Annotated in this window: 16 protein-coding genes; 6 read left to right on the plus strand and 10 right to left on the minus strand. The window is 59.5% G+C overall.

What is annotated here, in order from left to right:
- Nucleotides 1-7 precede the first annotated feature (7 nt).
- Entirely contained in the window at nt 8-2,185 is a 2,178-nt protein-coding gene (locus PLH32_03900) for a M28 family peptidase (GenBank protein ID HQJ63734.1), read from the plus strand.
- 91 nt (nt 2,186-2,276) lie between these two features.
- The gene (locus tag PLH32_03905) at nt 2,277-4,133 is read left to right on the plus strand and encodes a glycosyltransferase family 39 protein (protein ID HQJ63735.1); all 1,857 of its coding nucleotides are present in this window, start codon (nt 2,277-2,279) and stop codon (nt 4,131-4,133) included.
- A 434-nt stretch (nt 4,134-4,567) separates the two neighbouring features.
- On the opposite strand, the gene PLH32_03910 is transcribed toward PLH32_03905, so the two are convergent.
- From PLH32_03910 to PLH32_03945, 8 genes are all read right to left on the minus strand, one after another.
- Nucleotides 4,568-6,910 (minus strand): CotH kinase family protein, encoded by a 2,343-nt coding sequence (locus PLH32_03910; GenBank protein ID HQJ63736.1) that lies wholly within the window; start codon nt 6,908-6,910, stop codon nt 4,568-4,570.
- A 133-nt stretch (nt 6,911-7,043) separates the two neighbouring features.
- Nucleotides 7,044-8,351 carry an FAD-dependent oxidoreductase gene (locus PLH32_03915; GenBank protein HQJ63737.1) on the minus strand — a complete coding sequence of 436 codons (1,308 nt, stop codon included), beginning with the start codon at nt 8,349-8,351 and terminating at the stop codon, nt 7,044-7,046.
- The gene (locus PLH32_03920) at nt 8,348-8,887 is read right to left on the minus strand and encodes a hypothetical protein (GenBank protein HQJ63738.1); all 540 of its coding nucleotides are present in this window, start codon (nt 8,885-8,887) and stop codon (nt 8,348-8,350) included. Before PLH32_03920 ends, PLH32_03915 begins: the two co-directional genes overlap by 4 nt.
- Entirely contained in the window at nt 8,884-9,309 is a 426-nt protein-coding gene (locus tag PLH32_03925; GenBank protein ID HQJ63739.1) for a hypothetical protein, read from the minus strand. Before PLH32_03925 ends, PLH32_03920 begins: the two co-directional genes overlap by 4 nt.
- Before the next feature lie 15 nt (nt 9,310-9,324).
- Complete coding sequence (locus PLH32_03930) at nt 9,325-10,518, minus strand: radical SAM protein (GenBank protein HQJ63740.1); 1,194 nt, start codon at nt 10,516-10,518, stop codon at nt 9,325-9,327.
- 150 nt (nt 10,519-10,668) lie between these two features.
- Complete coding sequence (locus PLH32_03935) at nt 10,669-11,346, minus strand: hypothetical protein (GenBank protein HQJ63741.1); 678 nt, start codon at nt 11,344-11,346, stop codon at nt 10,669-10,671.
- Nucleotides 11,347-11,363: 17 nt separating this feature from the next.
- Nucleotides 11,364-11,522 carry a hypothetical protein gene (locus PLH32_03940; GenBank protein ID HQJ63742.1) on the minus strand — a complete coding sequence of 53 codons (159 nt, stop codon included), beginning with the start codon at nt 11,520-11,522 and terminating at the stop codon, nt 11,364-11,366.
- Nucleotides 11,522-11,860 (minus strand): sigma-70 family RNA polymerase sigma factor, encoded by a 339-nt coding sequence (locus PLH32_03945; protein HQJ63743.1) that lies wholly within the window; start codon nt 11,858-11,860, stop codon nt 11,522-11,524. Before PLH32_03945 ends, PLH32_03940 begins: the two co-directional genes overlap by 1 nt.
- 252 nt (nt 11,861-12,112) lie before the next feature.
- Between PLH32_03945 and PLH32_03950 the strand changes: the two genes are divergently transcribed.
- The 3 genes from PLH32_03950 to PLH32_03960 all read left to right on the plus strand — a co-directional run bounded on the left by PLH32_03950 (nt 12,113) and on the right by PLH32_03960 (nt 14,806).
- Nucleotides 12,113-12,430 carry a hypothetical protein gene (locus PLH32_03950; GenBank protein HQJ63744.1) on the plus strand — a complete coding sequence of 106 codons (318 nt, stop codon included), beginning with the start codon at nt 12,113-12,115 and terminating at the stop codon, nt 12,428-12,430.
- Nucleotides 12,417-13,661, plus strand: coding sequence for a uroporphyrinogen decarboxylase family protein (locus PLH32_03955; protein ID HQJ63745.1), 1,245 nt, complete (start codon nt 12,417-12,419; stop codon nt 13,659-13,661). Before PLH32_03950 ends, PLH32_03955 begins: the two co-directional genes overlap by 14 nt.
- A gap of 65 nt (nt 13,662-13,726) precedes the next feature.
- A complete protein-coding gene (locus PLH32_03960; GenBank protein ID HQJ63746.1) occupies nt 13,727-14,806 on the plus strand; it encodes a hypothetical protein in 1,080 nt (359 codons plus the stop codon).
- Nucleotides 14,807-15,143: 337 nt separating this feature from the next.
- On the opposite strand, the gene PLH32_03965 is transcribed toward PLH32_03960, so the two are convergent.
- Complete coding sequence (locus tag PLH32_03965) at nt 15,144-15,491, minus strand: hypothetical protein (protein ID HQJ63747.1); 348 nt, start codon at nt 15,489-15,491, stop codon at nt 15,144-15,146.
- 212 nt (nt 15,492-15,703) lie between these two features.
- Nucleotides 15,704-19,261: a sigma 54-interacting transcriptional regulator gene (locus tag PLH32_03970; GenBank protein HQJ63748.1), complete on the minus strand. Its 3,558-nt coding sequence runs from the start codon at nt 19,259-19,261 to the stop codon at nt 15,704-15,706.
- A gap of 370 nt (nt 19,262-19,631) precedes the next feature.
- On the opposite strand from PLH32_03970, the gene PLH32_03975 reads away from it, so the two are divergent.
- The gene (locus PLH32_03975; GenBank protein HQJ63749.1) at nt 19,632-21,395 is read left to right on the plus strand and encodes a hypothetical protein; all 1,764 of its coding nucleotides are present in this window, start codon (nt 19,632-19,634) and stop codon (nt 21,393-21,395) included.
- Nucleotides 21,396-21,411 lie beyond the last annotated feature (16 nt).

Below are 21,411 nucleotides of genomic sequence, written 5' to 3' on the forward strand. Positions count from 1 at the left end.
GGCGGTCATGAAGCGCAGATGGTACACAATCCTCCTGGTATTGATTTCAGCGGGCCCCACTCTGGCCCAGCCGCAGCGGCCCGCTGAGGTTTGGCCGTCTCGGCCGGCCCCGACACGGCTCGAAGTCCCGCTGACCCTCCGGCCAGCCGGCACCACTTCTTTTATTCAGGCGTTGGTGGATGGCGTTTCCGGCGATTCGCTGCTGCAGACCATCCGCGACCTCCAGGATTTTGGCACCCGCTATGAGTATACGCCGCAGCGCGACCAGGCTGCGGCGTACCTCATCGGCCGCTTTCGTGCAATGGGGTATGAGCCCGAGTCCGACTGGTACGCTACCGGGATCAACACCTTCACCGCTCTGGCGGCTGACTCCGCCGGCGCCCTTTGGGCAGTCGATACCGGCGGAAATATCGTTCGCAGTAGTGACCATGGAACCACCTGGAAATTGCTGTCCCGGATCGATGGAGTCTCGCTGCAGGGCATCACCCTGCTCTCCGATTCAGAGGCTTGGGTCTGCGGCACGGCCGCGGCTTTGCTGCACACCCGCGATGGCGGCTTGACCTGGAGCCCCACTGCCGCGGCCGGAGCCTCGACGTTTTATGACATTGCGCTCCTGCCCTCGGGCGCGGTTCTCGCTTGCGGCTGGAACGGCATCCTCTTCCGCAAAGAGAAAGAGAACACGTTCTGGAATCCGGTCCCCTCCGGCACCAGCGCCAGCCTGATGCGACTGAGGGTCCTCGACGAAGCCCATGTCTGGTGCTGCGGCGCCTCCGGAACGCTCCTCTTTTCGGAGGATGGCGGCAGGACCTGGCGATCGCAGCGGCTCGATAGTTCCTCCTATATCTACGCGCTCTTCTTTATCTCGCCATCGGAGGGATGGGCAGCGGGATCGGACGGCCTGCTGCTCCACACCCTCGATGGCGGCGAGCACTGGGCTCGCATCGAGACAGATCTGCCGGCATCCCTCACCCTGCGGGATCTTTATATGTCCGATCCGTTGCACGGCCGGCTGGTCACCAACAATGGGAAAATAATCACCACTCAGGACGGCGGCTGGACTTGGCGGGAGGAACTCTCCCTCCTCAATCTGGGGTGGGGTCCCAATCTGCGCCGGATCATCCGCCTGCAGGATGGAATGCTGGTTGCCTGCGGTTCACAAAATGTCCTGATGCTCAAGGAGGAGGGAAACGGGTGGGGCTCCCGCACCAACCGCTTGCCGGAGGGGATGATTCATACCTCACGCAACATCCTCGCCGTCCGCAAGGGCACAGCCACTCCGGAGAAGGAGGTGGTGCTGGTGGCTCACTATGATTCCTACAGCGATGACCGCGAGAACCATTCGCCAGGCGCCAACGACAACGGATCCGGAACGAGCGCGGTGGTCGAAGCGGCGCGACAGTGCAGGGAGTACAATTTCGGCGCGACCCTCAAGTTCCTGCTGGTCTCGGGCGAAGAGCTGGGGATGTACGGCAGCACCCACTATGTGCGCCAGGCCCTGGCGGAAGAACGTACCATCCTCGCGGCGGTCAACGGCGACATGATCGGCTATCCGTTGACTGGCGATCCCGCGCGGCTGGTCGTCGCCAGCTATCTTTCCCGCAGTGACCTGGTCGATTCAGCGCTGGTCTACAACCACCGCTATGGCATCGGCGCGCGTTTGCAGGCAATCGTTGACTCGACCGGCGCCAGCGACTACGGCCCCTTTGGTGCCGCGGGTTACCGGTCCCTCGATATCGCGGAAGGCACTGCGGAGGAGATCTGGGGCGGACTCGATCCCTATTATCACAAGACGACCGATACCGCGGATAAGGTGTCCACGGAAATGATCCGGACCGGCGCGCGGATCATGCTGGCGACGGCGGCCGAAGCGGCCGGCGTGACCGGCCGCACCGGGATCTCCGGCAAGCCGGCCGCCCCACCGCAAAACTTCACCCTGGAACAGAATTATCCCAATCCCTTCAACTCGGCAACCCGAATCGATTTTTCATTGCCGGCTCCGGCCAACGTCCGTCTCACGATCTATTCTCTTCGTGGCGAGGAGGTGGCGACCCTGCTCGCCCGCCATCTCGAGCCCGGCCGCCATTCGGTCCGCTGGGATGGCGCCGGTTGGCCCAGCGGAATCTACTTCTGCCGGCTGGTAGCGGAAGGGTGGTATGCAGAAAAACGGCTGATGCTGATACGTTGATCTGAAAATGAGCCGACGGCCACAGCCCGATATGTTGCCCCTGGCCGGTCTGTGCTGAGCCTTTATCCGGCACCGGCGGTAGCAGGGGAGGTTGGAGCAGTTGGAGTGCTGGCGGCGCAAGCGGGGATTCACATTTGGGCGTTTCGACCCGGATTATCTCCGTTCCACCTCACTGATGATCGCTCTCGACGGCGAAGGCACCGTGCAAGGATTTGTCAACATCACTCCTTCTTACAAAAAAGATGAATCCACCAGCAATCTGATGCGCCGGCGGGCAAAAGCCCCACATGGTCTGATGGATTATCTGTTCGTCCATTTTTTCCTGCCGGCGGCCAACACCGGATACTACCGGTGCGCTATAGAGAGGAAAAGCACCATGCAAGAAGAAAAGGTATCAGGCGCCGCCAGCCGTTTTGCTTGGGCTGCCGTTGCCGCCATCGCCCTCGGCAAACTGGCGCTCAATATGGCCTTCGCCGGTCGCTACGGCTATTTCCGTGATGAGCTCTACTATATCGCCTGCAGCCGGCACCTCGCCTGGGGCTACGTGGATCAACCGCCTCTTTGCGCCGGGATTCTCGCTCTGACCCGGGCGCTGCTGGGAGATTCCCTCTATGCCATCCGTTTCCCGGCGGCGCTGGCCGGCGCTGCGATCGTGGTGCTGGTGGGCCTGATGGTTCACAAGCTCGGCGGCGGTCGTTTCGCGCAAATTCTCGCTGTTCTCGCGGCGGCGCTCTCGCCGGTCGTGCTCGGCAACGCCGGGCGCTACTTTTCGATGAACTCCTTTGACCTGCTTTTCTGGACGCTCGCGTCCTACATCACCCTGGTGATCCTCCTCGAGAATCGGCCGCGCTGGTGGCTCTGGTTTGGTCTCACGGCCGGACTGGGACTGCTGAATAAATACTCCATGGGGTTTTATATAGCCGGGCTGACCGCAGGGCTGCTGCTCACCCCGCAACGCAAACACCTGCAGTCGCGTTTTTTCTGGCTGGGAGCCCTCCTTGCTTTTCTCCTCTTTTTGCCGCATCTATTGTGGCAGGTGAGCCATGATTTTCCCTCTCTGGAGTTCATGCGCCGCGCGGCTGGCGAAAAGAATGTCCGTCTGACTTTAGCCGAGTTCTTCTCCGGCCAACTCATGCAGACCGGCTTGGGTCAATCCCTGCTCTGGGTGGGAGGAGTGGCCTTTTTCTTTTTCACTCGCAAACTCAAATCCCTGCGTCCCTTCGGCTGGTGTTACCTGGCCGTTTTCGCGATTATGCTGCTGACCCATGCCAAGGTTTACTATCTCACCCCCATTTATGGGCTCTATATCGCCGCCGGGGCCTTGGGTTTCAGCGTAATTTCAGCCACCGGCCGGTGGCGGCTGCTGCGTCCGGCGCTGGTTTTCGTGCTGATCGCGCTCAGTCTGGCCGCCATGCCCTTTGCCATTCCGGTCCTTAAGGTGGAAGATTTTATCGCCTACAGTACGAGGTTGGGCATGACGCCCAAACCCGAAGAGCACAGTACGCTGGCGGAGCTGCCGCAATACTATGCGGATATGTTCGGTTGGGAGGAGATGATCGCCCAGGTGGCGGGAATATACAACCGGCTGAGCCCTGAAGAAAAGCGGGACTGCGTGATCTATGTGCGCAATTACGGAGAAGCGGGGGCAATCGACTTTTTCGGCAAGAAATATGGTCTGCCGCCGACGCTTTGCGGCCACAACAGTTACTGGTACTGGAAACCGGACACTGTAACCTTTGCTGTCGCGATCGTATTCGGTGCTGCGCGGAGCCTGGAGGCTAATCTCACCGATCTGCAGGGGCCCGGCCGCTTCGAACAGGCCGAGCTGGCGGCCACGACTTGCAGCCACTATGCCATGCCATACGAGAACAACCGGCAGATTTTCCTCTGCCGGCGTCCGCACTTTACCTTTGAGCAGATCTGGCCACGGGAGAAAAATTTCATATAGGAAAAAAGATCCTTTCGCGGGCCGCGAAGACGGATCGCAGCGAGCTTGCGGCTGAAGAACAGGCCGCCGAGCATGCAGCAGACTCCTCCCAAAAGGATGGCGGCCAGGGTTTCATATTGATCCGCAGGCGTGGAGCGGTAAGCACAATCTCCACGATAATAAAGGCTTAAATGGAAAAAGAGCTGATTGCCGGATTTTTCGAACTCTGGCGTACCTATTTTTCAAGCGCCGAACTGCCCATCGTTTGCTACTACACGGATGATGCGCAGCAGCTTGTCGCCGCGTAGCCGCCATCCTTCCGGCATTGCATAATCGGCCAGCTTCAGGCTGTGCATCGCGGCCAGAGTCTGGTTCTCAGCAGTGAAACCATCCACAGCGGCAGCGGCAAGCGCTACCTAGGATCTGCGCCGGGTTTGCGTCCGGAGAAGAGGACTTTAGTTTATCACGAGTAGCTTGAGGGTTGCGCTGAGCTGATCCGCCTGCAGTTGGCAAAAGTAGACGCCAGCAGGCAGGTCCCTCGTGTTGAGAATGAGCGCGTGGGGGCCGCCGTCCATCTGCTCGTCCAGCAGGAGCCTAACCCTCTGGCCGATGATATTATAGAGCTGCAGGGTGACCCGGCCGGCCTGCGACAGCGCGAACCGGATGCGGGTTTGTGCGTTGAAGGGATTGGGCCAGGCCTGCACAGAAAAACCACGGGGCAGCTCTTCCTGCCGGCGGACCGCGAGGGGCGCCTGATTGAACGATCCGGGTGAGGGCGTCAAGCTCTGCCAGCTGCCGCTGCCATCCGGCCAGCGGCCGCGAGCGATGTCCCTGGTCTGCGGTCCGAAACTGAGCGAATCCAGGATCGTCACGCCGTCACGGCCGGTGAGGGCGATGAACTCGCCGCCGGCGCTCAGCTTGAAATTGGCATGCAGGCTGCCCTGCTCCGGCTGTTCATCACACCAGATCACCAGGTATGCTCCCGGCGCAAGCACCAGACCACTCTGGTTGATGCGCCACTTGGTCAGCTTGTCCCTTTTGTCGCTCAGGTAGAGCCCGTCCAGGGGCTGCGCGTCCGGTCCCGGATTGTACAACTCGATCCAGTCATCGTATTCACCAGCGGGGTCGGCTGCAGAGCGGCTGTTGTCGGCCAAAAACTCGTTGAGGCATACCCTGCGCTCTTCACCGCCAGAGGCCTGCAAGAGGACTGGGCGGCCACGGGGAAAGAACCGCTCCACTTCTAGAGAATCCAGGATCTTGATCCGCAGCGAGCCCCCTGCTCCAGCTGCCAGGGGCGGCAGGAGGCCGCTCCAGCGGTCGGCCTCCTCTACTCTTGTCGTGCCGCTGACCGGCCGGCGTTGCATGGGGTAAGCCGTGAGCGTTGCCGATCCATCGGGCGTGAAGAGCAGGGCCACAGTGGCGATGCCGGCGCTGGCAAAACAGGCAGCATGGACACGAATGGAATCCCCCGCCGCCGGCCGCGCCGGATCGAGCTCGACGCGATAGACGATAGGCCCGGCTCCTGAATAATTCAACTGAGCGGGCAGGCAGGCACTACGGCGGCTAATGAACTCTTTTAAACCAAACTTGACATGTTGGTTACTGTAATGGCCCGCGGAGAAGGATTCGGTAAAGTCGTCTGCGGTAAAATGGTAGTCCAGAGTGCGAAAAGAATCTTCCAGGGCGGCGGTCCTGATCAGGGCCTGCAGCCGGTCGATCCGCGCCTCCTGGTGCGCCGGGCTAAAAACATGGGTACCGTAGAAATGGAGGAAATGGGTGAACAGGTCGCGCCAGGGGCCGTAGGCCAGGAGCCTGTCGGCCAGGGGGCGTTTTCCAGCCGCGACCTTTGGAAAGTTATAGGGATCCGCCATCGACCAGTCCAAACCGAACCAGTCGACGCCGAAGGTGTTGTCATAGTCATAGGGAATCAGGGTAAAGCGGTCGGCTGACGGCTCATAGTAGAGGTAGTAATTATTCATCAGGGAGCGGTAATCATCCCAACTGCCCACCAGAGTATTGATGGCGAAGTACTGCAGCACTCCCGGCACATCGAGGAGCATTTCGATGGAATCCGGTAGAGCTGCGGCGGAGGTCAGGTTGAGGACACGGATGAGACGGGCAAGTAGCTGAAAATCGCCGCGCTCTTCGTTGGTTGTCGGTTCGTAGACCGGGCGCCCGCCACTGGACAGATCCTGGTAGAGCCGGGCATCGCTTCCCTTGTAGGTCAGGTCCGCCGGATAGAGGCATTTCCACAGCGTGCCGCTGTCGTCGCTGAAGCGTTTGGCCAGAAACTCGTCATCGATATGCTCGACCGAAATATAGAGGCCGTAATAACGGCCGTTGATATAAAGCCGGGCATGGCTGGCCCGCGAAGCGATCCGGCCGATATCCCGATAGAGGTCGAAGCAGAGTTTGCTGCGGATTATCCCGGGATCGTTGTGCTCGCCATTCAAATTGAGCTTATCGAGACCGTGGAACTGCCGGCCGCGGACAAAGGTGTTGAAAGAAACCTTGAAGGATTTCTTGGCCGCTTCCCTCGACGTATTGCCGCGAAGCCTGAAGCCGATCGAATCGACGCGCTCATCGATATATCGGTTCTGAAAACGCATGGCGGCCAGAAATTCGCTGTCACTGTCGGCATGGGTCAGGATCCAGGAAAGGTCGGCGGGTGCAATCGTGATCTCGATGCGCGCCAGGCTGCTGTCCTCATAGACCTTCCAGCTGTCATCGGCCTGGCTGAAAGACAGGGCGGGCAGCAGGAGAAGGGTACAGAGGAGAAGGGATGATACACTGCGCATGGGTGCTGAATCCTCCAGGGATGGACAGGGCCGCTGCTTTCCCCACTTTGGTGCAAATTAGCCATTGACCGGGCGAAAAGCAAGGGCAAAGTTGCCTTGCGGGATTGACTGAAGTGCCGAATTGCTCGAACGTTCAGACGGGGCCGGCCTGCTGTGCAAGACACTGCGCGCTGACGCGCCGGGCCAGGGCCATGATGGTGAGAATCGGGGGATTGCCGAGCGAGCGGGGGAAGAGGGTTGCATCGGCCACATAAAGATTTTGTGGCAGCCGGGAGGGATGCAGGGTTGCCGCAGCGTCAGCGGTCAACGGCAGCATTCCGCCGGGATGGCCGGCGTTGAGGGTGCCGAGAATGATCTCTGCCTCCGCCACGCCGAACCGCTGCAGCATCTCCCGGCAGAGCTGAACGCCCTCCTGCAGACGCGCCCTGTCCTGTGTTGTCAACCTCTTGTCGATGCCTGCCGCTGAAACCGCACCCTCCTCGCTGTCGGCCAGCTTTATCATCATCGCCAGGGTGTCCTTGGCCGGGTAGCGCCAGCTGCGGTTGAAGAAGAAACTGAGGTAATCGAAATAGGGGGAGAGGATATAGCCCGGGCGCTGGACAACGAAGGGCATCTCAATTTCCTTGTTCTGCAGGGCGCCGGGCCAACGCCCTGCGACGCAGAGGACAGGATCGACAAAGAGGCGGGGCTCACAGGCGATGCCGGAATTCTCGAGGATGACCGGCGTCCCCAATCCTCCCGCCGCGAGCACGACCAAGTCGGCCTGGCGGGTCTCCCGGCGCCAGCCGCGCCGGTACTGGACACCCACAGCCTGTCCCTTTTCGATGACCACGCGTTCGACCCGACAGCCTGTTTTTAGCTCTGCTCCTTTCTCTATGGCGGCTGCGAGCAGGCGGCGGCTGTCCCATTTAACACCATGCGGACAGCCGAAAACACAGCGGCCGCAGTGGAAACACTGGCTGTACACTCCCATCTTGGGCAGCGGTGTGGGATCCAGCCCCATCTCGCTGCAAATATCGAAAAGGCGTCGTGTCGCCGGCCGCCAGCTGTTCTGGTGCGCCGTCGAGATGGGGATCTCCCGCTCGAGTGCTGCGAATTCGGGCGTGAGGTCGATGCCGAGGGCTTTGAGGGCGCCATCACAGCGGATGCCGTTGCCCGTGGCCAGCGTGGTTGTACCCCCCAGGCCGATGCCGTTGACCAGAATCATCCGTTCCGCGGTCTTGTGGATTCGCATCGCCGGAAAGAGCAGCTGGATCTCCCGTTCATCGAGGAAGAGCCCGGTCTTTTTCAGTTTTTCTATCAGGCCGGGATTCCAGCCGAAGGGGCGGAAGGCCTTGCCGGCTTCCAGGATCGTGACCGCAAAGGCTCGCTGCAGCTCTTGGGCTGCGGCAGCCCCCCCGGCGCCGGTGCCGACGACGATGGCTTGTTTTCTGGGTCTCATGCGCTCCATTCCATTCGGCCCTGGCAACAGTTGGCTCCTTCCGTGATCCGTCGGGTAAACACTAGCCTGCCTCCGCCGGAGAGGCCAGCCAGCACTCCTGCATCCAGCGCGGAGATCAGCCGGCAGACCTCGGGCGTATAATAACAGCTGAAAAAACAGCGGGAGATTTCGATCGCGCCCTCTGCGCTTCCCCTGAATTCGATGCCGATGGCGCGATACAGGACCCTGGCGGCACGCATGGCCTCCTCCCGCGTGGTCACCCGGAAGCGCCGGCGCCAGAGTGCGCCATAGCTCTGCGCTCCGGCAAAAAGCCGCTCCTGGAGCGCCTGCCCATCCTCATTCCCCTTGGCCGCATCGGCAGCGGCCTTCAGGGTGAAGCGCGCGTAGGCCTCGAGCGCCTCGCCGGCCGATAGCCCGGCAAGCGGAGGAACGGTGCTGCCAAAGGCGGCAGCGGTCAAACCGGCCAACCTTGCCAACTCCCGCCTGCGAATGAAGGCCGGGAGGGGAACTGCGGCCAGGCGCAGAAGCAGGTTCATCGAGCCGCCCGCTTAACCGGACGCATGAGCAAATACACCGCAGCGGCGATGGCGCCATCGACGAGGCCATTGGTCAGGTAGATGAGGAAAGGCCCGTGAAATAAGAAAAGCGCCAGGGAGAGCAGCGCGCTGGCCGCCTTGCCATGAATCAGGAGCGGCGGATAGAGGGGCTCGTCAGGATGGAGGAACATCATCGCCGCCAGCACCGCCACCAGGTACATGTACGCTGCGGCGAGGATGAGATAGAATCCCGTGCCCTGAACAGGCGAGGGCACAAACCCGAGAGTGGGGGAAAGGCGGTTGAAGAAGAACAACACCTGCTCCGGGATGAGCAGAAAAAGCACGCCGACCAGTCCAAAAGTGATCGACATGGCGAGGCTGATCGCCCGGCGCCACTCCTTTCCCGGTCTTTTCTGCAGCATGGCGGCGGTCTCCGGTCAATGGTATTGCAGTTCGAAAAACCTGGCCTGCGGCCCGAAGGTGATCTCATCCATCACGCGCGTGGCTTCCGCATCAATGACTGGGGATCCGGCGGGCCGGAAGGTCTGCAAAGTGTGATAATTGCGGTTGATGAAGCAGCTCTTTTCCCCGGGGAAATGCGCTGCCATCCTGGAGTAGATTTCCCGCAATGGGGTGCGCTGCACATTACCAAAGGTCATGGGGATGAAAACGCAGGGGCTGACTTCGCCGAAGGCATCGACATAGACCATCTTTTTCCCCGCCGAGCAGCCGAAATGAGATCCGTCCTCGAAATGGCCGAGATAGTTGACGGTCATTCCGCCCTCGCGATTGCAACGGTCCTGCAGTGTCATCAGCATGGCGCGCTGCTCGGAGGTGATGATGAGCTCCTCTTTCTGGCAGGCCGCGACCGCAGGTTTGGCCTCACTCAGCCATGCCTCATGGATGCCGAGGCCGCGAAGAAATTCGAGAAACTGCTCGGCGGTTTCGAGCAGCAGCAGTCCTGGCGGCAGCACAGCGGAGACGCTGACATGCATCCCGGGGATGCTTAAAAAAAGCTCGATCGCCCGGAGAGCGGCGCGGTAAGCCCCTTTGCAGCCGCGCGCCCGATCGTGCTCCTCCTCGCGGCAGGAGTCGAGGCTGACGGCGACCGAGAAGAGTCCGGCATTGTGCAGATCACGGGCCAGCGGCGGTGTCAAGGTGCAGCCGGTGGTGAAGAGTTTGACGGCGCAGTTGCGGCTGGCATACTCGACGATACAGGTGAGGTCGCGGTTCAGAAGCGGCTCACCGCCGGTCAGACCCAGCCAGAAGACCCCGAGTTCCTGCAGCTCCCGGATGGTCCGGAGGATAGCCTCCTGGTTCAAGGGACGGCCGCTGCGGTCCTTGTTGTAGCAGTAGGCGCAGTGTTGCGGACAGGCGCTGGTAACGCCGATCTGGGCGTGTGACGGCCCTGGGATTTTGGCAAGAAGATGTTCCTTGACGAAACGCGCATAGGCGCGGCTGTTCAGCGGGGGCAAATGGGAGTGGATGACTAGGTTGCCGTCGATATCGAGTATCCGGAATTTTTTCAGGTAGCGGTACAAAAAATAATTGACCGACGGCCTGGCCAGGGCGATCTGGGGTGTGGACAGGACGGCGCGAAGGAGTTGCCAGTTAGTGGCTCGGTGGACCATGGTACCAGACCTCTGTTCTTTCTCCGGTTACCGCCCTGCGGATAGGGCGGCCGCGAACCGGATGCCGGATCGATGCACGGAATGCGTACTCTTCCTTGATACGAAAAACCCGGCGCAAAGTTTCCCGGGCGAACCCGGTCTTGCTCGCCGTTACCACTCCAACTCCTCTGTCCGTCCAAGCAACCGGTCCAAGCGTTTTTTTACGATCTCATCCTTGTGGGAGCGCCGTTCGTCCAGCTTTTTCTTCATCTGCACCAGGTCCTTCTCGATCCGTTTGATATCCTGCTCCCGCTGCGTCTCGCGGAGATCGAACAACTGATTGACCACTCCACCGAGTTCCTGCTCGATCTTTTTTTGCTTTTCAGAGTTTTTGCTTTCCTTATAAAGGCTTGAGAGCTCCATGCTGCGGGCCTCCAGCATCATGATCTGTTTACTGCGTGCGGCCTGTTCCGGATCGGTGAAATCCATAAGGCGATCCTTGTACAATCCTGCAAGCGCAAGTTCCTTCTGGAGATCGAATTGCATCTTGGCCAACTCGGCCTGACGCTCCGGAGAAAGCTTCAGTGATTGTTGCAGCTCAAGCGCCTGTTTGGCGTATTCCTGCGCCAGACGCGCCTGTTCCTCGTAGGCCGATTTCTCTGACAGCAGGCGGCTCTGCATCTCCTGCAAGCGCTTTTGCATCTCCTCCGCGCGGGCTTTTTCCGCTTTAAGCTGATCCTCGGTCAAAGGGGCTGGAGGTCTGATCGCCGGCTGCGATGCGACCGGTTCCTGGGTCAGGGCCAGTCCGGACAGGGCTAGCAGTAATACCAGTGTAAGATCTCTCTTCATCTCATGCACTCCTTATTTTATTCAACCAGCATGCTCCTCGCCAGATCGTTCATACGGCTGCGGATATCCCTTAGCTCATCGTCGATCAGGGCATCAGAACGTTCTGCGTTTACCAATCCAGAGCCGGGCTTGATTCTTCCGGCCGCCAGCAGGGCCGCTTTACGCTGGATCTCCATCAGTTGCGACTCCTCAATAACAGCCGCTGGATACTGAAGCGCCTGGCTTGGCGGCTCCATTTGCTTTTCCGGTGATGGTCGATGGCCAGGTGATGGGCGATGCCGAAGATCCAGCTGCCGAAGCGGGCGCGTTCCTGATACCCAGGCAGAGCCCGAATCACCCGGAGAAAGGTCTCCTGAAACAAGTCTTGCGCAGCATTCCGCTCCTGAACCAGCCGCAGCAGGTAAGCGAAGAGCGGCCTCTGATAGCGCTGCAGCAGCTGATCGAATGCATCGGCGTCACCCTGCTGCCAGGCGCGGATCAGGTCGGCATCAGATGTCAGGTCGGTAGCTCTCATACCATAGGATAAACGGGATTGGGATTCGATTATTGTACGAATTTTCTGCGAGGATGTTTGGTGGTACGCCGCATTATTATGGTATCCGCAGCGGGAGAGCCGGATGCAGCTCAAAACTCCTTGTTTTTCTGGAGGAAGATGGTTATTTTATAACCTTAACCGCGCGCGGATCGGCGCTGGCGCATGCAGGCCGCGGGAGGTCCGGCAAGCCCCTTGCAGGACTGCACGTCCAGATTCAAAGAAAAGCATTCCATGAAAATCTCGCGATATAGTACCAGGACTCTTCTGGTCATCGTCCTGGCCCAAACGGCGGCCTTTGCTGCCCATCACGCTGCAAACGGCCGTACGACCTCGGCGTTGATCGTCAGCATCCCGCCGGATCACACCGAGATGCGCGATATCAACTGCTACGCCCTATCCCAAGAGATGATCCCGGGATGGAATCTCGGCAATTCACTCGAGGTGACGACCATCCCGTACACCCTGCTGCGCCCCGGTACCTTCCTGTCACCACCTGGTTCCGTTTTGGCATCCTATATCGGTAAAGGAAATCCCGATGAACTCCCGTGAGCGGGTACAGAGTGCACTAGACTTCAAAAATCCGGACAAAATCCCGATCGATTTTGGCGGTCACCGTTCGTCCGGCATCTCCGCTATGGCCTATGCCCGGCTTAAAAAGGCCCTGGGCGTCACCATGGGGGATATCTATGTCTATGACATGATGCAGCAGCTGGCCATCATTGAGGAGCCGGTGCTGGCAGCCCTCGAGGTCGATACCATAGAACTCGGCCGTGCCTTCTTTCTGGAATCCCGGGACTGGAAAGAGTGGATGCTGCCGGACGGCACTCCCTGCAAGATACCCGCAGCGGCGAATCTTGAGCAGCGCGGGGCGGACTGGTACCTGCTCGCTCCGGACGGCACACCGGTCGGAGTGCAGAAACCGGGCTGCGATTTTTTTGAGCAGATCTACTATCCCTTGCAGGAGAGCGATTTCGAGCACTCCGACTTTTCCGGGATCGGTGCCGCCTCCAGCCGCAGCATGCGCGCCGCGGCACCGGTGCCGGGCTCCCATCTCGGCACGGATGAGAAGGGACTCGCGCTCCTGGCCGATGGCGCCAAGAGGCTGCGCGCATCGACGGACCGGGCTATCCTGGCCAGCTTCGGCGGCAAGCTCATCGAGGGGCCGCAGTCTCTGTACGGCATGGAAAACTATTTGATGTACACCGCCCTCTATCCGAAGGCGGTCCTGAGGCTATCGGAAACACTCTGTGAGGGCTATTGCGCTTCCCTGCGCAAATGGCTCCCGGCGATTGCGCCCTGGATCGACCTCGTTGGCTTTGGTGATGATCTGGGCTCCAACCATGGCCCGCTGATCAGCCCGGATAAATACCGTTTGTATTACAAGCCTTTTCACGCCCGGATGTGGCGGCTGGTCAAGGAATTGGCGCCGCACGTCAAGATCCTCCTCCACTGCTGTGGGGGCATTGAGCCGCTGCTGGAAGATCTCATCGAAGCCGGTCTCGATGCCATCAATCCCGTCCAGATCAGTGCCCGCGATATGCAACTGGATGGTCTGAAACGCCGATACGGCGGCCGGCTCACGTTCTGGGGTGGCGGCTGCGACACGCAAACCATTCTGCCCAAGGGGACACCGGATCAGGTGCGCGCCCATGTCCGCGGCCAGCTCGAAATCATGCAGGGCCACGGCGGCTTTGTCTTTCAGCAGGTCCATAACATCATCGGCCGGGTTCCGGTCGAGAATATCCTGGCGATGTTCGAGACCGTTATCCGCTATCGCTGACCAGTCCACTCAAGTCCGTCGGAATGATCTTCCGCTGCACGTCCATAAGCCCAGAAAGAGCCTTCATGATCCTACGCATGCTCCCCCGGAGTAGTACTACGACGATGCCCACCCTTTTCCGTATGGCCCTGTTTTTTTACTGGTTCCTCCTTTTGATGCCGTCGGCCGCCTGGAGTGCGCCGACAGGGGATCCCGCCAGCCTGGACGAACCGCCGCTGATAAAAAGCGCCATGGAGCTGCTCAATCAGGGCCGACATGACTCTCTGCTCGTCCTCAGCAGCCGGCTGATCACGCACGATCCGGAGAGCCCGATCGGCTATTTTCTAGCCGCGGATGTTTACCAGACCATGATGCGCGATTTTCGGGTAAAGCGATATGCAGCGCAATTCGACAGCCTGATCCGGATCGCTGCCGCCAAGGCTGCCATTCGGCTGGAGCGGATGCCGACCGCGGAAAATCACTTCATCGCCGGAACCGTGAATGGATATTACTGTCTGGCGCTCTTTCAATCCGGTAGTTATCTCAAGGCACTCAAGACGGCCGAGAACAGCATCGAGCTGATGCGAAAGGCGGCCGCTCTGGAGCCCGGATTCGCCGATCCCCTTTTCGCGATTGCCCTCTACGAATACAACAAGAGCAAATTCCTCTTTGGCCTTCTCGGAGGCAATGCCACCGAGGCGGTGGCCAAGCTGCGAGAGGTCGAGCAGAAGGGCCGGTATGTCTCGGCCAATGCCAGTTATGCCCTGCAGGCGATGTACTTTGATCATGGCGAATACGACAGCGCACTGGTCGTGAACGACCAGCTCTACAAACGCTATCCTGAAAATCCCTCCTGCCTCTACAACCGCGCCCGGCTCCTGGAAAAAGAAAACCGGCTGCCCGAAGCCCGCGAGGTGTGGGAGAGCCTGATTGCCATCCTGCAAAAGCGCAAGCCGGCCAGCAACGGCTATCTGGCGGAATGCCATTATCATCTCGCCTGGATTCACCGTCAGCAGCAGGAGGAGGGGGAGGCGCGCAAGCTGCTCCATCAGGCCGCGCGTTTCGCCGCCCGGCGCCGCGGGGAGGAAGAGGTGGACGGCTCTTTCATCAAATTCAAAGAGATTAAAAAAGCAATCAATACGGCCCTGCAGGAGTGGGGCCAGTAGACCCTCCATGAGTGCCGGAATCAATCACGATCGGCGCCGACCTTCCTGCCTTCCAATCCGGTGACCATCGGGAGCGCCACAGCATTCGTTATTAACCGGATCGGGACGGTCTGCAAGAGCCTGCGAACCCTTCTGGCCGTGCTCGTCGCTTTGCAGTTTTCGGCTTTCAGGAACCGGGCCCTGACCATGGAAAAGCGGGCCCGCGACCGGGCGTTTCCGCTGCGATCGCCCAGAGTCGGCGCGCGTTCGGATCCGGAAGGGCCATGTCGAGGAAATCAAGGAGTACCGCTACAACACAGCGGGGAGGACATGGGTCATGGCCCTCCCCGCTGCCGGATCATTCAGGCGAGGGATAGCGGGGGTAACGGACGATGCCCCGGTTGCGTTCCCGATCGAGCTTCCAGAAGTGCAGACCGGCCATGACCCCCATCACCAGGCCGATGATACCCGGAGCGTGAACCAAGCTCTCGACAAGGGTATAGATCGCCGTAAAGAGCCTTCCAGCCAGTGTGACCGCCTGGGCCACACGGTTCCCTGCACCGCCAGCGGCATGCACGAAGACGGCATAGAGACTCAGCATAGCAGCAGCGCCCGCCACACAGGACAGGATAAGCCTTGCCAGGAAACGGCCCAGTACCGCACAACCTGCAAAGACCAGGAGCTTGAGAATCAGTTCATTGTCCATAACCCCTCCTTTCCGGGGGGCGAGCATCTTCCTCTGCCCTGGCTATAGCAACGCCTGTGCCAGACTTTACGCCGGATACCAACATCAATCACAAAATTGAAATTAATATGCTTATGAGTTTCTGACGGAAAAGCGTCGATTCAGAGATAGGGCGGAGTGCGCGCACACTGCGGGAGGAGTGCGCGCACTGTGCAAGGTCAAAGCCGGGGGAATCAGGGCAGTTCGCGGAAATAGAGGGAAATTCTGGGATGCAGTTTGAGCCGGAGTCGCTCTTTCAGGAGTCGCCGTGCCCAGGTGGGACCGACGCCGGCGAGCAGACCGGCCAGCGGCACGTCAATGGTGCCAAACGCATCGATGAAGCTGCTGATCTTCTCCAGGTCATCCGCGCTGGAACGCAGGGCGCTCTGGATCTTGGACACCACCGCTTCGGGGGTATGCTCAAAGCGGCCGATACGCTGATATTTATGGATGAAATCCTCGACCTCTTTGAGAGTATGCGGGCGATCCTTGTCGGCCTGGATTTTGGGATCGGAAGCGAGGGCCTCCTGCGGAATTTCGAGTATGGACTGGTCTCGCGCCGAAAAAGCGGCATTGCTGATCAAATTGCGTAGCTGGCGGACATTGCCAGGGAAATCGAACGCCAGCAGCGCCTCCAGCGAATTCCTGCTGATCCCGGTAAAGGAGGCGGGTATCAATCCCGAGGCCGCGAAATGACTGATCAGCATGAGGAGATTCGCGGGCTCTTCCTCGATCATCCGCCGCAGGGGAATGGTGGCGATGGTGATCGCCGCCAGCCGGTAGTAGAGATCCTGGCGGAATTCCTTGAGGCGGATCTTCTCTTCCAGATCGGCATTGGTCGCAGCCAGGATCTGCACCTGCACGTGGATGGACTTGCTGCTGCCGAGGGGGGTGATGCGGGCATCTTCGAGCACGCGCAAAAATTTGGACTGCAGCTCGAGCGACATGTTTGAAATTTCATCGAGAAAGAGGGTGCCGCCATGGGCGCACTCGAACAACCCCTTGCGTTCTTCCGTTGCGCTGGTGAAAGCTCCGCGCACGTGCCCAAAGAGGGCATCCTCGATCAGTTCGCGGCTGAAGGCGCCGCAATCCTGGGTGATAAAACGATCCTGGGCCCAGCCGCTACGGCGGTGGATAGCTTTGGCGACCAGATCCTTGCCCGTCCCGCTCTCCCCCTGAATGAGGATGGGAACCGATGAGGTCAATGCTGCCGCTTCAATCAAGGCGCGAAGTTTGGCCATGGCCGGCCCGGTACCTACAAGGTCGCAGCCGCGCTCGAGTGCATCGGCCGCAAGCCAGGGCACGACCTTGCCCGTCCGGAGGATGACCGGCGCTCGTTCCGCCCGTGGACTGGCTTCCATGCTGCCCTCGCGTTTCTCTTCCAATAGGGCGTAGCGCAGCGCCATGCTGATTTGCGACGTCCAGGTCTCGACAAAACTCTGGTCGATCAGCAGTTCGTCAAAGGCATTCACCTTTTGCGATACCAGTTCCAGCACCCCCAGACTGCGGCTTTTATCCCCGAGCAAGATGGCGAGGTAGCTGTAAAAGCGCGGCCGGCTGCGAAAGCGCTCGAATTTCTCCACCACCCTGCGATCATAATAGTGCGGCTGATACTCTTCAATATCCGGGATGTACATGAAGAAATCGTTGGTATGTAGCAAATGGTTTTTGAACTCCAGTAAAAAAAGATTCTCTGCATCGATACGGTCGCCCGGGACCGCGAAACGCTCCATTTCTTCCGCGGTATATCCGAGAAATAGATGAGCGTACTTTTCGACACCGCCTTCGAGGATGTCGATTTCGATCGGCTCCTTGAAGAGATCGCCGGGGATGATCTTGGCCTTCTCGACTCCGTATATGGATTGCAGCATAGCGAGAATCGTCCGGACGACCGAGGTCGGCGACATGTAAACCGCATCGCTCAGCCACTTGACCGCTTGCACCATGCGAGTGTGCTCTTCGGCGAGACGGACGCGGAAAAAGAGCAGCGCCAGCATGCTGGCCAGGGTCCGGAAAAAATGGAGGTAGCCGATCCCCATGAAGCGGTCCCAGTTGTTCTGGGCGACCTCGACATCGATGACCCCGAGCACGATGTTTTTAAATTCGATGACGAAGATATAGTTGGCGTAGACTTTCTCCTCGCGCACCTTGATGTAATAGCTGGAGAGTTTGCGGTAGCCGGCATGATTCAGGTAACTGGGATGCTTGCGAACATCGACGAAGCGGGAGCGGGTTTCATCCACATAAACCGTCGGCTCGGGATCGGAGGAATTCTGGGGCTCCTCCACCGGGGCGAGAAAAACATTCCTTTTGGTGCGCACAGCAAGACCGGCGAGGCCTTCGGTCACCGGCAGTTCCCTGAATTGCAGGCTCGCCTTCTCATCCCAGCCGCGCGGATGCGGAAAGCGCAGCACCTTTTCGCCATCGACGTCCTTGGTCAGATAGCCGATTGCCACCGTGTCGATCTGGGTGGTCTCGGCGATCATCTGGGTCAGATCGAGGAGAAACTGTCCGAGGTCGGCAAAATTCCGGGCCTCCATGCGATCAGCGCCCTCGAACATCGATTTGATCGTTTGCAGGAAGCGGGTTTGTTCAACGGTCAACGAATAGATGAAGGAATTGTGAATGCGCTCGGCCAGAAAATCAGCAAAATCGCTGAGGATGATCCGGTCCAGTTCGGTCAGGCGGGTTTTGCTACGGTAGGAGGCCTTGATATATCCGATCAGATTGCCCTCATGCACCAGCGGCATATAGTGGAGAGACTGTTCGTGCACCTCATCCTCGCAGCCGCGCAGGCTGAATCCGCGTTCTCCGGTCTCCAGGCAGAGATACTCGTTACTGCCAGGCTTGACCTGATGGAAGGTCAGTCCCTTCTTGGCTTTTTTTGAATCCTCCCGCCACTGCGCGAGCGCCAGGGCGAGCAAGCCCTCGCTCTCCTCGATCCATAGACCGGTTGCCTTGCTGCGACGTTTGGCGAGCCGCGCCTTGCCCTTGAGATACTCGGTCACCACCTCGTAATTCTGAACCCCGGCGCGCGCCGGATCGTTATTGAGATCGGTGATAGCGCGTTTCAACACCAAAGCCACCGAGTAATCGCACCCCATGGCGGCCTGCAGCGCGGTCAGGGATTTCTGAATGACCTTTTTAATCTGATTGCTTTCAAATCGGTTGGCGGCCGCCAGCTGTTCGCGCACCTTGTTCAACCTCTGCCGGATGATGGATTCGGCGAGCAGACGAGCGAAGCGCTTGATGATCCGGTCATAATCGGTGAAGCGCTTGCCGCAGTTGAACCAGAAGAGGAGGTGGCCGAGCCGAGAATCGATTCTCTCTCCGGAGGCTACGGGGACGATCAGGAGATACTGCACCGGGCCTTCCAGGCCGCAGGCCCTATCATCCCCCGGTTGCAGCTTCAGCATAAGCGGCGATTTCCGACGGTGGTTGCACTGGTGGAGAATGGCATCAACGGCCAGCCCGGGTTTGCTGCCCTTGGACTGAAAATAATGGAGCTGCCGTTTGGCGTAGGGCTGCCGGGATATCAGAAGGGAGGCCTGGGCGAGTTCAATCTGTTCAGCCAGCAGGACGCAGAATCTTTTAAGATAGCGCGAGGGATCGTAATCGATTTCAAAGAGATGGGTCAGCAGGAGGTCCAGCTGTACAAGATTGAGCCGGCGCAGCAGCTTTTCATTGCCAGGCGCAATCTGCTCAAGTTGCTCCCGGATCGCTTGCATGCGAAATTCTGTGGAATGGAGCATCAAGTCCCCGTCGTTCTTGGCACCATTTTGGGTACAAACGGAAGGATGAGCATAGTCTCCTCTGGGAAGAAGTAATATAGTAGGAAATATGGGGATAAAATTCAAGAATTTTCTGGGTGAAATGACGAAAAAGCGCCTGCCGGAGCCAGGCGCCTTTTCTTGTTGATTCGTGTCCAACCGATCGGGGCATGCAGAGGGGAGATTCGGGCTTCCACCGGATCGGCCGGGAGGGGAATTTTCGCTTGAATTTCAGAGGGCGGTTGGCTACATTGCTGCGAACGAAAAGGTTCCGGCGGGATGAGGTTTGATCTCGTCCCGGCGAGACCTGTATCCCTACAGCGGAATGGTTTCTGTACAGGACGGAGTGCCTATGAAAAGAGCGCAAAAGCTCGCGATGGTCGTTTTGAATATCGTACTCTCCCTTCCTCTGACCGCCCAGGTGATGCCCTTTGTCTACGAGGTGGAGAATACGGGTGCGGAAGCGCCGCTCCCCTATTTTGGAGCTCTCGGTGATCTTCCGGTCTTGGAGAGCTTGCCGGATCCCTTCGCCTGGGCGGATGGCTGCGGCCGCATTGCTCACCGGGCGGACTGGGCCTGGCGCCGCTCCGAAATCAGCGCAATGCTGCAGCATTACCAGCTTGGGGACAAGCCGCCGGCCCCGGCCGGGCTTCAGGCCGCGCTAGACGGCTGCCGTCTTACCGTGACGGTGGAAGAAAGCGGCAAATCCCTGACCCTGACGGCGGTGATCACCCTACCGGGCTGCGGCGCCCCGCCCTATCCGGCTGTGATCGGCGTCGGGCGTGGCAGCGGCAGCCTGCCGGCCGACCTCTTCACCAGCCGATGTGTCGCCACCATCAGCTACAATTTCATGGAAGTAGCGCCGTGGACTCAGAGCGGCCGGGGTCAGGGGGGCTTTTATACGCTCTATCCGGATGCCCGGGTGGGCTATTTCACCGCCTGGGCCTGGGGGATCAGCCGCCTCATCGACGGTCTGGAACGGGTCGCGGGGGATCAGATCGACACCCATCATCTTGCTGTGACCGGTTGTTCCTTCGCCGGCAAGATCGCCCTTTATGCAGGGGCGCTGGATGAACGCATCGCCCTCACCCTGGCCCAGGAACCGGGTGGAGGCGGCGATGCCGCCTGGCGCGTCACTGAAACACTCAATGGCAGCCGCGAGACCTTGCGCAACGCCCAGAGCTACGGCTGGTACGCTCAGGATCTGACCCAGTTCGACAATGCCGTGACCCGGCTGCCCATCGATCAGCATGAGGTGATGGCCCTGATCGCTCCCCGGGCTTTGCTGCTGCTGGGCAATCCCGACATGGAATGGCTGGCGGAGGAGTCCGGTTACGTCAGCTGCATGGCTGCCCGCGAAGTGTGGAAGGCCCTTGGTGTGCCGGAGCGTTTTGGTTTTTCCAAGGTGGGCGGGCATGATCACTGTAATCTCCCCGACAACCAGCGCCCCGAGGTGGGCGCCTTCATCGACCGCTTCCTGCTCGGCAAGGAGGATACCGCGACTGATTTTACGATCCAGCCCGGTTATACCACCGACCTTTCCAGATGGATCCGCTGGAGCACTCCGGTACTGGGTAATGGCGCCTCCTTCTCCGGCAGGGCTGCGCTGATCGAGCCGCCCGACCAGCAGACCGATCTGGGGTCCGCGGTCACCTGCCGGTGGCACCGGGTGCAAGGGGCGGCGCGCTATTTTTTCGAGATGGCGATCGATCCGCTCTTTGCCCGCATCGCCGTTCGCGATTCCACCACGGATTCGCTCCTGGTTCTGACCGGTTTGCCCAAAGGAAAGCAGTACTACTGGCGGGTCCGGGTGAAGGACAGCGCGGGATCCACCGGACCCTGGAGTAAACCGTGGCATTTCATCACCTATGTCCCCATGCCGAGAGAGACGCAGTTGGTGGCGGCCACGCCTTTGCCCAACTGTGCCGATTATATCAACCTGAGATGGCGCCACGCGGAAAATGCCAGCGGCTATGCAGAATGTGGTTTCGAGGACCTATCTCTGCCGGCTACAATCGGGAGAGCAGGTACTAACCCGAAAAAGAATCAAGATGCAGTGATCATTGGTCCATACTTAAACAATTTGCAAAAAATTATCTTTGGGACCGGGAGATAAGTACCTCATCTTCTAT

Source organism: bacterium, assembly GCA_035419245.1.
In the GTDB taxonomy this organism is placed as follows: Bacteria; Zhuqueibacterota; Zhuqueibacteria; order Residuimicrobiales; family Residuimicrobiaceae; genus JAKPUX01.

Coding starts and splice junctions, on each gene's coding strand:
- PLH32_03930 (HQJ63740.1), bottom strand. CDS start 10,518: ATGGTCCACCGAGCCACTAACTGGCAACTCCTTCGCGCCGTCCTGTCC.
- PLH32_03965 (HQJ63747.1), bottom strand. CDS start 15,491: ATGGACAATGAACTGATTCTCAAGCTCCTGGTCTTTGCAGGTTGTGCG.
- PLH32_03945 (HQJ63743.1), bottom strand. CDS start 11,860: ATGAGAGCTACCGACCTGACATCTGATGCCGACCTGATCCGCGCCTGG.
- PLH32_03925 (HQJ63739.1), bottom strand. CDS start 9,309: ATGCTGCAGAAAAGACCGGGAAAGGAGTGGCGCCGGGCGATCAGCCTC.
- PLH32_03975 (HQJ63749.1), top strand. CDS start 19,632: ATGAAAAGAGCGCAAAAGCTCGCGATGGTCGTTTTGAATATCGTACTC.
- PLH32_03955 (HQJ63745.1), top strand. CDS start 12,417: ATGAACTCCCGTGAGCGGGTACAGAGTGCACTAGACTTCAAAAATCCG.
- PLH32_03960 (HQJ63746.1), top strand. CDS start 13,727: ATGATCCTACGCATGCTCCCCCGGAGTAGTACTACGACGATGCCCACC.
- PLH32_03900 (HQJ63734.1), top strand. CDS start 8: ATGAAGCGCAGATGGTACACAATCCTCCTGGTATTGATTTCAGCGGGC.
- PLH32_03935 (HQJ63741.1), bottom strand. CDS start 11,346: ATGAAGAGAGATCTTACACTGGTATTACTGCTAGCCCTGTCCGGACTG.
- PLH32_03940 (HQJ63742.1), bottom strand. CDS start 11,522: ATGGAGATCCAGCGTAAAGCGGCCCTGCTGGCGGCCGGAAGAATCAAG.
- PLH32_03950 (HQJ63744.1), top strand. CDS start 12,113: ATGAAAATCTCGCGATATAGTACCAGGACTCTTCTGGTCATCGTCCTG.
- PLH32_03910 (HQJ63736.1), bottom strand. CDS start 6,910: ATGCGCAGTGTATCATCCCTTCTCCTCTGTACCCTTCTCCTGCTGCCC.
- PLH32_03920 (HQJ63738.1), bottom strand. CDS start 8,887: ATGAACCTGCTTCTGCGCCTGGCCGCAGTTCCCCTCCCGGCCTTCATT.
- PLH32_03915 (HQJ63737.1), bottom strand. CDS start 8,351: ATGAGACCCAGAAAACAAGCCATCGTCGTCGGCACCGGCGCCGGGGGG.
- PLH32_03970 (HQJ63748.1), bottom strand. CDS start 19,261: ATGCTCCATTCCACAGAATTTCGCATGCAAGCGATCCGGGAGCAACTT.